The sequence below is a fragment of the Levilactobacillus mulengensis genome (genome assembly GCF_003946045.1).
GTDB lineage: Bacteria > Bacillota > Bacilli > Lactobacillales > Lactobacillaceae > Levilactobacillus > Levilactobacillus mulengensis.
Window position 1 is genome coordinate 298,315 of sequence record NZ_RHNW01000002.1, and the last position, 10,121, is coordinate 308,435.

At 53.4% G+C, this 10,121-nt stretch carries 10 protein-coding genes; 6 read left to right on the top strand and 4 right to left on the bottom strand.

The window, feature by feature from the left end; translation table 11 throughout:
- Nucleotides 1–181: 181 nt before the first annotated feature.
- Nucleotides 182–2,437, bottom strand: a complete 2,256-nt coding sequence (locus EKM84_RS03630) for a BspA family leucine-rich repeat surface protein (RefSeq protein ID WP_125763753.1) — start codon at nt 2,435–2,437, stop codon at nt 182–184.
- 282 nt (nt 2,438–2,719) lie between these two features.
- Between EKM84_RS03630 and EKM84_RS03635 the strand changes: the two genes are divergently transcribed.
- Together EKM84_RS03635 and EKM84_RS03640 are read left to right on the top strand one after the other, a co-directional pair.
- Nucleotides 2,720–3,076 carry a hypothetical protein gene (locus tag EKM84_RS03635; protein ID WP_125763755.1) on the top strand — a complete coding sequence of 119 codons (357 nt, stop codon included), beginning with the start codon at nt 2,720–2,722 and terminating at the stop codon, nt 3,074–3,076.
- Nucleotides 3,077–3,590: 514 nt separating this feature from the next.
- The gene (locus tag EKM84_RS03640) at nt 3,591–4,412 is read left to right on the top strand and encodes an aldo/keto reductase (protein ID WP_125763757.1); all 822 of its coding nucleotides are present in this window, start codon (nt 3,591–3,593) and stop codon (nt 4,410–4,412) included.
- A gap of 80 nt (nt 4,413–4,492) precedes the next feature.
- On the opposite strand, the gene EKM84_RS03645 is transcribed toward EKM84_RS03640, so the two are convergent.
- Together EKM84_RS03645 and EKM84_RS03650 are read right to left on the bottom strand one after the other, a co-directional pair.
- Nucleotides 4,493–5,266 carry an ABC transporter permease gene (locus tag EKM84_RS03645; protein ID WP_125763759.1) on the bottom strand — a complete coding sequence of 258 codons (774 nt, stop codon included), beginning with the start codon at nt 5,264–5,266 and terminating at the stop codon, nt 4,493–4,495.
- 16 nt (nt 5,267–5,282) lie between these two features.
- Nucleotides 5,283–6,218, bottom strand: a complete 936-nt coding sequence (locus EKM84_RS03650) for an ATP-binding cassette domain-containing protein (protein WP_125763761.1) — start codon at nt 6,216–6,218, stop codon at nt 5,283–5,285.
- A gap of 149 nt (nt 6,219–6,367) precedes the next feature.
- Here EKM84_RS03650 and EKM84_RS03655 point away from each other — a divergent pair, with 149 nt between their 5' ends.
- From EKM84_RS03655 to EKM84_RS14130, 4 genes are read left to right on the top strand one after another with little or no spacing between them, the layout of a single operon-like run.
- A complete protein-coding gene (locus EKM84_RS03655; RefSeq protein WP_125763763.1) occupies nt 6,368–6,886 on the top strand; it encodes a MarR family winged helix-turn-helix transcriptional regulator in 519 nt (172 codons plus the stop codon).
- A gap of 59 nt (nt 6,887–6,945) precedes the next feature.
- Nucleotides 6,946–7,071 carry a hypothetical protein gene (locus EKM84_RS14400; RefSeq protein ID WP_263853620.1) on the top strand — a complete coding sequence of 42 codons (126 nt, stop codon included), beginning with the start codon at nt 6,946–6,948 and terminating at the stop codon, nt 7,069–7,071.
- Entirely contained in the window at nt 7,058–7,231 is a 174-nt protein-coding gene (locus tag EKM84_RS03660) for a hypothetical protein (RefSeq protein ID WP_164511291.1), read from the top strand. Before EKM84_RS14400 ends, EKM84_RS03660 begins: the two co-directional genes overlap by 14 nt.
- 24 nt (nt 7,232–7,255) lie before the next feature.
- Nucleotides 7,256–7,432 (top strand): hypothetical protein, encoded by a 177-nt coding sequence (locus EKM84_RS14130; RefSeq protein WP_164511292.1) that lies wholly within the window; start codon nt 7,256–7,258, stop codon nt 7,430–7,432.
- A 75-nt stretch (nt 7,433–7,507) separates the two neighbouring features.
- Here the strand turns inward: EKM84_RS14130 and EKM84_RS03665 are convergent, their stop codons facing one another.
- Entirely contained in the window at nt 7,508–10,045 is a 2,538-nt protein-coding gene (locus EKM84_RS03665; protein ID WP_125763767.1) for an AAA family ATPase, read from the bottom strand.
- Nucleotides 10,046–10,121 lie beyond the last annotated feature (76 nt).

The following is a 10,121-nucleotide window of genomic DNA, read 5'->3' on the forward strand; positions in this document are numbered from 1 at the left end:
CTTAATTTCAAATCCGTTAGCGTGTTTCGCACATCTATTAGGTACGATAAATGTTTATGTAACTAACAAATTTAAGTATAGCAATCACCGGTGTCACAATTTGTCGTTTGCCCGCTATCGAACAGAAATAATCAAAAAAACGTTCCCGGCATGGTGTCGAGAACGTTTCGTCATGATTGATTTAGTTAAAAATGCGTTGAACAAAGCGCGGATTGGCCGTGACAAACCCGCCAGCCACGCGGTAACGCCGGGTCCCGTGATCCGAGAAGTCCCAGCCCCGCACGACCAACCGCCGTCCGGCTGGCACGCGGCGCTTACGCTGTTGGCAGTTGACGTCCCGGTACAGAACAATCGCCCGTTTCGTCCGGATACGCTGGGGATAGCTCTGCCGCCCCGTCTGAACCAGTTGACGATTGGCCGTCACGTACTGGCCGTTCGTCAGATAAAACCGGGTCGTCAGGTGATGGCGAACCAGCCGTTTGACCCGCAGTTGTTGGCCCTGCCGGACGTGGCGGACCTTGCCCGTTAGAGTCGCGTGGTGATACTGATTGACCCCACGCGGATTGATGACCGTGATGACCCGGGCCCTCTGCCGCGGCGAATAGTAGGTTGGCTGAACGTAAGCCGGCTGGGCGGTCACATAGCCCGTCAGTCGGTACGTTGGCGATTGATGATTGACATCGCGGACCCGATACCGCGGTCGTCCATGCCGTGACAGCCGCCGCCCAATAACCACTAGCTGGGGTTGTCGGCCTCGTGGTTGACGTTTATACCAGGTCAGGCGCTGCCGGGAGGTGAAGGTCAGCTGCCTATAGAGGCCGAGTGGGCGAACGGCCGTGAGACTACTGCCAACAAAAACGTCCGCTCCCGGTGTGGGTTCCGGGGCCGGCTGGACTGGCGGCAGTGGTGGCTGGACTGGTGGCGTAACTGGATGGACCGGCCGATTAACCGGTTCCCAAACGTAGACCTGCCTGCCAGCCGGGCGGTGATTGCCCGTGTAGGCCGCAATCAGACCGTCACTGGTATATCTGGCGCCCAGCGGATTCGCTTCGGTCCCGGTACCCACGGCCTGCCACTTTCCCGTGGTCGTGGCCGTTACTGGTACGGGTGACAGTTGTGGGTTTTGTTCCGAATCTATCCAGATGCCCTCATGTTTTAAGGTATCCTTCGCATAGAATTGCATCTTGGGGCCCAGAACCAGTCTACGAAGCGCATCGTCACCATTGAACATATCCAGTGTATAAGTATATTGACTGGCCTTAGCATCAAACGTCACTTTGAATTTAGAAATGTCTAAACTGGCCAGCTGACTGTCTCCTGCGAACATTTCCAATAACCCATAGAAGCCTCCGCTCTTATCGTAGGGATCTGAAAGGGCCGAGTCCGTCTCAAAGTTCGCCAAGTCAAGCCTTTTCAGACTAGTATCATTATTGAACATCCGACTAAAGTCCTGGACCTGTTTAGTCTCGAAACTTTTTAAATTGAGCGACTGCAGATTCTTCATCTCAGCAAACATGTTTTTCATGTAACGGGTCCGTCGCGTGTCAAAACCAGACACATCCACGTGACGCAACGCCCCGTCATATTCAAACATCCCCGCCATATCGACGACCTGACCGGTTTTAAACTTGTCCTTATCGATGACTAAAGTTGTTAACTGTCCATCAAAACCAAACATATCCAACATGCTAGTAACCTTGGCCGTGTTAAAGCCAATTTTCAACTGCTTCAATGCCTCCATATTGGAAAACATGGTGCCCATCCGTGTCACGTTGTCCGTCTTAAAATGCGACAAATCTAAGTACGTCAGCCCAGACCCCCGAAACATGCCGGTCATGTTCGTCACGTTCCTTGTATCAAAGCCACTAAGGTCAAGCGACTTAACCGACGATGCCGCAAACATATGATCCATGGTTGTAACCTGCGCTGTATCTAGTCTAGACACGTCTAGCTGTTTGACACGCAAACTACTAAACATCCCCGTCATATTCGTCGTTTCATGCGTATCCAGGTTGGTCAGTCCCGTAAACGTACTATTCTCGCCCAGCCCACTGAAAAGGAAACTAGCATCTTGAGGCGCCTTAAGTTTGCCTTTTAGTTCGATTGACTTCAGTTGGAGCCAAAAGTTTCCTGGCAGACCTTTAGCCAGCGCGTAAACAATAACGCCTTCATCATAACTGGCTCCTGTAACCGACTGCTCATCCGGTAAAATTCCCCCGTCCCCGCCATCAATCACCAGATGCTGACCAGCATCGTCACTGGTCAACTGCCACTGACAGTTGGTTCCCATCGTTCCGTGGTAGTCCCCCGTTGTCAGAAACTCAGCCCGAGCGGTCACTGGCGGTACAAGAAATGCTCCACCTGACGACCAAACTAATCCCAAACTAGCCCCAACGACTAATCCAGCAAACAGCGTGACAATTTGTTTCTTCTCCATCCCGACTCCCCCAGCCCAGTAAGATTCCAATAATCATTTCTGGTGTTGATTGTAGCATAGCCCCACCGTTTAATTCAGCTCACAACGGCTCAAAATCAGGACTTTCGTTTTAACCGCTTTTTAGTTGGCAATCTGTATTAATATCGTAATCCCCATAGCGCAATCTTTCGTCGCGGAATCTATACGATTTGGCAAACATTCTGCCACGTAGCCATAAACGCATCGCACTTATGCTATATTTAATGACGTTTCACGGGGACAAATTTGGGGAGGATTTATTTTATGAAAAAAGCAACCATACTTTTAAGCATCGTCGGACTGGCCACTTTGGGGTTAAGTCCGGTCATCGGCTCCGCTAGTACCATGACAGGCGCTGTGCGCTACCAGCAGGTACACGGCACGACGACCATCAAACGCAACTACCAGAAATTCCAGCTGACCAATCATCAGCCTAACAGCAATTATCCACACATCAAGGTCACGAGCTGGAAACATGCCAAGCTCAAGGCCGGGAGCAAGGTCAAAATTGATTTGATGGCCAATCAAGGAACCCAGTATAACTGGTACCGTATCCAGACGACCACCAACCGCACCACGCACCGTTACTGGGTTTATGGCCAGGCTTTGCGTGGAAAATGATCAGGTCTATGTGGACACTTATGTCATACCTAATATCTGTCTAAAATGGTCAGTCCTTGACAATAGGGACTGACCATTTTGTTTGCCACGTGGTCTAGGTCGTAATAGGACTAAACAACTAAGTCTGAACAATCCCGTAAAATTAGTCATTTTGTTTTAGCCCATTTTTCTACTCAATTCCGCCAGCTTATTCGAACTTATCACAGCTTATCAGAGCTTATCAATGCCGTCCTCATGCTTTTTTTAGTTCAAGCCTCTCACCTCTTATTCACAAAATACCCCAACTTATTTGTAACTTATTCTAATTCTCGCTGCAGAGGAAACAGTGCTTTCATAGCTTCCATTACCAGAAAGGATTGAACCGCATTTTTCATATCGGGAGCCGACTGTCACACGAGATACGAGGTATTCATTTTTCAAATAGTACCTATGTAATATAGGCATTTTACCTATAGCTAAATCACGTGTAATCTAGGGACAATCAAAAAATATTCGCTTAAAAGGAGTGCTTCTTATGGAAAACATCACATTCAACAACGGCGTCACCATGCCCGTCCTGGGCTACGGGACCTTCCAAACGCCCCCGGCTATCACCGAGGAAAACGTCGCCAAGGCCATTCAGATCGGTTACCGCAGCATTGATACCGCACAGGTCTACGGCACCGAGGCCGGTGTCGGCGCCGCTATCGTCCACAGCGACCTGGCTCGCGACCAGTTCTTCGTGACGACCAAGACCCAAACGGATGGCTACGCGGCCACAGTTCAGGGCTTAGACGAGTCGCTGCAACGCTTTGGTCACGACTACTTTGACCTCGTCATCATTCACTGGCCAACCGCCAACAGTCTGGGAACCTACCGCGCCCTGGAGGAAGCCTATCAGGCGGGGAAGGTCCGGGCGATTGGGTTGAGCAACTTTAACAGCGCTCAAATTGATCACCTGCTGGCCAACTCCCAAGTGAAACCCGTCATCGACCAAATTGAGACTCACCTTTTCTGGCAACAGGCCAAGATGCATCCCTACCTGCTGGACCACGACATCGTCCACGAATCCTGGGCGCCACTGGGTGAAAACTTTGGCCGTGAAATGATGAGTCTTCCTGCCGTGACCGCGCTGGCGGAAAAGTACAACGTGGCTCCGGCCCAGGTGCTCCTGCGCTGGTTGACCCAACAAAGTATCGTCACCATCCCCAAGTCCACCAACCTCGCCCACATTCAATCCAACTTTGACGCGACGACCTTTAACCTGACTCAAGCTGAGATCGACAGTCTCCGCCAATTCGACCGGCACCATTCCATCAAGGACTGGCCGCAATCCATGCGTGAGGATGCCTACTAAACGCTGATAGCAACGACAAAACGATTAGTACACTCCGAAATTTTCGGGTGTATTAGTCGTTTTTTTGCTAGCAGGATTTTTTAATTCCGGTCGTAAGCCCAAACGGCCAGCGGCGCAAAGATGACAACGATGATGAGGTCAACCCCCAAGACCAACAAGGCCTCGTGCGTCCAGCTGCCGGTGGCTAGAATCTGGCGAATCGCGGTGATCACGTAGGTCACGGGGTTCAGGTGGGCAATAAATTGAAGTGGCTTGGTCAGCGACTTCAGGGGAACGAAGGCGTTGGACATGAAGGACAGCACCAGCATCGTCATCAACGACACGCTCTGCACGGCCCCGGCACTCTTGGCCAGCAGGCCCAACAGCGCGAACAGCCAGGACAAGGCCCAACCAGTCACGATGGCCAGTCCGGCGATGGCAACGACCCAGCCGAACCCAACGGCTGGCCGCCAGCCCATCAGGTAGCCGGTGGTCAGGGACGCCACCGTCGCCATCAGTAGGCGCAGGCTATCCGCAAAGAGTTGGCCGGCTAATGGCGCCACGTGAGCCATTGGCAGGGACTTGAAGCGGTCAAAGACACCGGAGTCGAGGTCCTCTCTGATTTGCGCGCCCGACCCGGAAGCCGCCGACAACATGGTCTGCATCAAGATACCGGGCACGATGGTCGGCAGGTAGGCTTGTACCCCACCGGCGATGGCCCCACCGAATAAATACCCAAACATGAGCATGAACATGACCGGTTGAATGATCACATCCATGAAGCGATCCGGATTGTGGACGGTCTTCAGTAAGTTCCGGTAAGCCATGGTCGCTGTGTTCATGAATAAATTGCCGCTGTGCGTTTGTACATCCATTTTATAACCCGCTTTCTTAATTCTTGCCGACGGTCAGATTCAAGAAGACATCGTCGAGCGATGGTTCCTGAACGGCCAGTTGACTGATCGTAATCTTGGCTTGGTTCAGCGCCGTTAAGATTGGTGCTGCCTGGGCCATCTGTGTTAGCCGCACGCTCAGTTGTTGTCCGGTCTGCTGCACGGCGTCCGCTACCTGAGCCGCCACCAGCTTAACGGCCGCGCCGACCTGCGTACTCCGGTCGACTGTAAAGTTCAGCCGCGTGCCGCCAATCTGTTGCTTGAGTTCGGCGGGCGTGCCCGTCTTCACCAGCTTGCCGTGGTCGATGATGGCCAGGTTGTCGGCCAGCTGGTCGGCCTCGTCCAGGTATTGCGTGGTCAGCACGATCGTTGACCCCTGCTGGACCAGGTGACGAATCGTGTCCCACATCTGGGTGCGCGTCCGCGGGTCCAATCCGGTCGTGGGTTCATCCAGGAAAATCAGGGCCGGCCGCGTAATCAGGCTGACGGCCAGGTCCAACCGGCGCCGCATCCCTCCGGAAAAGTCCTTCAACGCCTTATCCGCGGAATTCTCTAAGGAAAACTCATGCAGTAATTCCGTCGTGCGTTGCTTGGCGTCCGGCCGGGACAGGCCGTTGAGCCGGGCAAAAATCATCAGGTTCTGCCGCGCGGAAATGTCTTCGTCGACCACGGCGTATTGCCCGGTCAGGCCAAACAGCGACCGTGCCAACCGCCCCTCCTTGACCGTGTCGTGACCAAAGATCTTGACCTGCCCCGCATCGGCCTTGAGCAGCGTCGTCAGCATGCGCAGCGTCGTGGTCTTCCCCGCCCCATTGGGCCCGAGCAGCCCGAAGACCTCGCCCTGCCGCACGTTAAACGACACATCATCGACGGCTAGCTTCTTGCCAAATTTTTTCGTTAAATGACTGACTTCAATTGCGTTTTTAGTGGTCATATGATTACCTTCTTAGATTTACTTTTTAATCAGGTCCCCCTGACTAAAATTATAATAAGGCCCCCTGATGAATTTGTCAACTGTTTGTGGAAAAATGTTGCGCCCGCTCTCAGCATTGTCGGGTATAATGGCAACAGGAGGACGGTCTTATGCCTAATTTAGCAAAACAAAAAAATGCGGCGGGCAAGCTGATCGAGTTCGGCATGATCAGACACACCGCCGACGAAATAGCCCACCGCAACCACACGGACAAGGGCGAGCGCCCACTGCGCTTTCAGGGACAGGGCAAGCTGCTACTAGCCCTATCCCAAGAGGATGGCCTCTCACAAAAAGAGCTGGCGACGCGCCTCAATTTAACGGTCCAATCGACCGCGGAGTTTGTTAACAAACTGGTCAAAAAGGACCTGGTGACCAAGGAAAAGTCCACGACGGATCGGCGCAAAACCATCATTCGCCTGACGGACCAGGGCCGCGCCGCCGCGGAGACGGAAACGGCGAAGGTCCCCGAATTTTTAACCACCCTGACGGACACCGAGTTGGATCAACTGACGAGCATTCTGACCAAGATCAACGCCAACTTGTATGACGAAATCAATACCGCCGACGATACCAAGTCCAGCAAGGTCCAGCAGGCCGTGTCGGATTGGCTACGGGATTGGTTCCTTTAGTGATTTTGAGGGGATACTTTAAGAACGACGTGAATTTTGGCGTCAAAGGAGGACCTAGCATGACCGAATTCTTTCTCGTTAACCAACAGGATTACTTTGCCGCTGGCTTTATGGTCAATAACGGCAACGCCTACATCGATACCGCCGCGGGACTGGATGTCGCCGGCAGCGGTGAAGACCGCTGATCAGGCGAGCGCCAAGACCGCGTTATATCAGCAGGTCTTAGCGCACCCCGCCGCTGGTAGCGAACGCCCAGAATTAACCGCGGCGGAACAAGCCCAGTTGACCCAGAAGCTCGATGAGCGGTTTAATTTAATCAGTACCGATAACCTGGAAAGTTGCTAACGGACAGAATAGGAGACGATAATCATGGCTGAAAATAAGCAAAAGAACGAACCAAAAACGGACAATAATCCCTTTTGCCATGCCGGCATGACCTGTGCCCCTGGCTGCGGCTGTGCCAGTGCCGATGTCATTTGCCACTGTCCAATGATTTCTGACCGCAAGTGTGCCTGCGATGGCTTCTGCGGAACGCCTAAGCACTAGTGATTTTATCCTGATACGCAAAAATACGGTTGGTCCCGATTGGGGACTGACCGTATTTTTTGTTGCACAAATTTATTAAACCAAATGAAATTTTTCAAAATGGGCCTTCAGATACTCCAGCGTCAGGCTCTTGCCCGTCTTGATCAGCTGTTGCGGCTCACCGCTAGCCATCAACCGGCCACCGGCTTGCCCACCCTTGGGGCCGAGATCAATCAGGTAATCGGCGTTGGTCATCAGGTCGAGGTCATGCGTGATGATGATAATCGTGGCGCCCTTGGCCTTCAGGCTGTTGATCACGCCCAGTAGCGTTTGCACGTCTTGGGGATGCAGGCCGACGGAGGGTTCGTCGAAGATAAACAGGATCTTGCCCTGGCGTTTGTTCAGGTGGCTCATCAGCTTTAACCGTTGGGCCTCCCCACCGGACAGGCTCGGCGTGCTTTCGCCTAAATGCAGGTAGCCCAGCCCCATTTCATCCAATAGCTGGAGCTGTTTCTCAATCTTGGGCACCGATTCGAAGACGGACAATGCCTCACGGACCGATAAGTTCAGCAGGTCGACAATGTTGTAGCCGTGCCAGCGAATCTGTTGAATCTCGTCCTTGTACCGCGCGCCGTGGCAGTACGGGCAGACCTCTTCCATGTCCGGCAAATACTGAATATCCAGGGTAATCGTGCCCAGTCCGCCGCACTGCTCGCACGCCCCCTGCTTGTTATTGTACGAGAAGTAAGCGAGGCCAAACTTCTTGGCCTTGGCTTCCGGTAAATTGGCAAACATCCGGCGCAGGTTATCCATGATGGTGGTGTAGGTGGCAATCGTCGAGCGGGCATTTTTCCCGATTGGCTTGGCATCCACGGACACCACGTCTTTCAGCTGCGTCTTCAGGGTCGTCACCTGTTTGGGCAGCGCCGCCTGGGTATTTGCCGCCTGAATGGCCGGCACCAGGCTGTCTAAAATCAAACTCGTCTTGCCGGCGCCGGAAAACCCAGTGACCGCGGTGATTTCGTTGCCGGGGATGGTTACGGCAATGTCGTGTAAATTAAAGTAATCCTGCACCTCAAACTGCGTGGTGAGCGCGCTGGCCTTCTGACTAGCGGGCACCTTGTCGTGCATGATCTTAGCCTGACCCGAAATGTAGGGACCAATCAACGACTGCGGATTCCCTACTAAGTCTTGGGGCGTGCCCTCGGCAATGATTTGACCGCCGGCGTCCCCCGACCCCGGGCCAATCTCGATCACCCAATCGGCCGCTGAAATGATGTCGACTTCATGGTCGACCACGACCAAAGAGTTTCCTTGGGCAATTAGTTCCCGAAAAATGCGGATGAGCCCCTTAACGTTATCGGGGTGTAATCCAATGGAGGGCTCATCCAGCACGTACAGAACGCCGGTCGTCTCCGTCCGAATGGTCTTGGCCAGCTGAAGCCGTTGGAGTTCTCCGGTCGACAGCGTATTGCCGTTCCGCGATAGGGTCAGGTAGTCTAGCCCCAGTTCCAGCAGGGGCCGCAACGTATCCGTTAAATTTTTGAAGAGGACGTCAGCCATGTCCTTCATTTCAGCGGGCAACTCGCTTTGCGCCGCAGCTTGCCAATCGGACAAGGACCCCAGGGTCAGGTCGGACACTTCGGCAATATTTTTACCGCCAACTAATTGCGTCAAGAGTTCTGGGTTCAGCCGCGTGCCGTGACAGGTTGGGCACACGGAGAAGTGGAAAAATTCGTTGACCTTCTTGATGGCGCGCTCACTTTTCACGGTCTTCAAAGAATCGTAAACGGCTTCATGGGCGTTCTCATACAGCGTGTTGTCGGTATGGAAAACCCGGCCGGTCGAGGTCCGAAAGTCCACGGGATACTGCTTCTTGGCACCGTTGAGGACGATACCTTTTTCCCGGTCGGTGAGGTCCTTATAGGGTACATCAATGCGCACGCCCAAGGTTTCCGCCACCGTCGGCATAAAGTTGCGGCCAGGCAAATGCCAGGAGGCCACGACCCCTTCGGCCAGGCTGAGGCTCTCGTCGCCAATCAGCTTCGCCTCGTCCAAGGTTTGAACCGTCCCCGTCCCATGACATTCGGGACAAGCACCGCCGGAGTTGAAGGCAAAGTCCTCGGCCGATTTCGCCATAAATTCGACGCCACACTCTGGGCAAGTCACGATGCCCATCTTGCTGTCTGCGCCACCCGGTAGATCCATGGCCTGAGCAACTTTCAGGCTAGGCGCAATCCGATGCCCGTTGGGACACACCATCGAACCGAGGCGCGAGAAGATGAGACGCACAACGTTAAACAGCTCACTCATCGACCCCACCGTTGAGCGCTCGGATGGGACTCCCGGCCGTTGCCGCAGGGCGATGGCAGAGGGAATGTGCCGCACTTCCTGGACCTGCGACCGCTTGCTTTGCCCGATTCGCCGTCGGGTATAGGTGGAAAGGGCTTCCAGGTACCGCCGCGACCCCTCCGCGTACAAAATTCCCATGGCTAACGAACTCTTCCCGGAGCCCGAGGGACCGGAGATTGCGACGAACTGATTCAAGGGGATGTCCACGTCAATATTCTTTAAATTATGGACGTTCCCACCACGCACACTAATATGTTCACGTTGTTTTTCACTCGTTGTCATACTTGCCCACCTTTGTGTTTATTTCTGTTTATCATATCTATCATTCTAAACTATCCCGTAACGTTATAGTCAAGGA

What these genes read in the sequence shown, in the direction of transcription:
- EKM84_RS03630 (WP_125763753.1), bottom strand. Translation starts at nt 2,437, where the DNA reads ATGGAGAAGAAACAAATTGTCACGCTGTTTGCTGGATTAGTCGTTGGG.
- EKM84_RS03635 (WP_125763755.1), top strand. Translation starts at nt 2,720, where the DNA reads ATGAAAAAAGCAACCATACTTTTAAGCATCGTCGGACTGGCCACTTTG.
- EKM84_RS03640 (WP_125763757.1), top strand. Translation starts at nt 3,591, where the DNA reads ATGGAAAACATCACATTCAACAACGGCGTCACCATGCCCGTCCTGGGC.
- EKM84_RS03645 (WP_125763759.1), bottom strand. Translation starts at nt 5,266, where the DNA reads ATGGATGTACAAACGCACAGCGGCAATTTATTCATGAACACAGCGACC.
- EKM84_RS03650 (WP_125763761.1), bottom strand. Translation starts at nt 6,218, where the DNA reads ATGACCACTAAAAACGCAATTGAAGTCAGTCATTTAACGAAAAAATTT.
- EKM84_RS03655 (WP_125763763.1), top strand. Translation starts at nt 6,368, where the DNA reads ATGCCTAATTTAGCAAAACAAAAAAATGCGGCGGGCAAGCTGATCGAG.
- EKM84_RS14400 (WP_263853620.1), top strand. Translation starts at nt 6,946, where the DNA reads ATGACCGAATTCTTTCTCGTTAACCAACAGGATTACTTTGCCGCTGGC.
- EKM84_RS14130 (WP_164511292.1), top strand. Translation starts at nt 7,256, where the DNA reads ATGGCTGAAAATAAGCAAAAGAACGAACCAAAAACGGACAATAATCCC.
- EKM84_RS03665 (WP_125763767.1), bottom strand. Translation starts at nt 10,045, where the DNA reads ATGACAACGAGTGAAAAACAACGTGAACATATTAGTGTGCGTGGTGGG.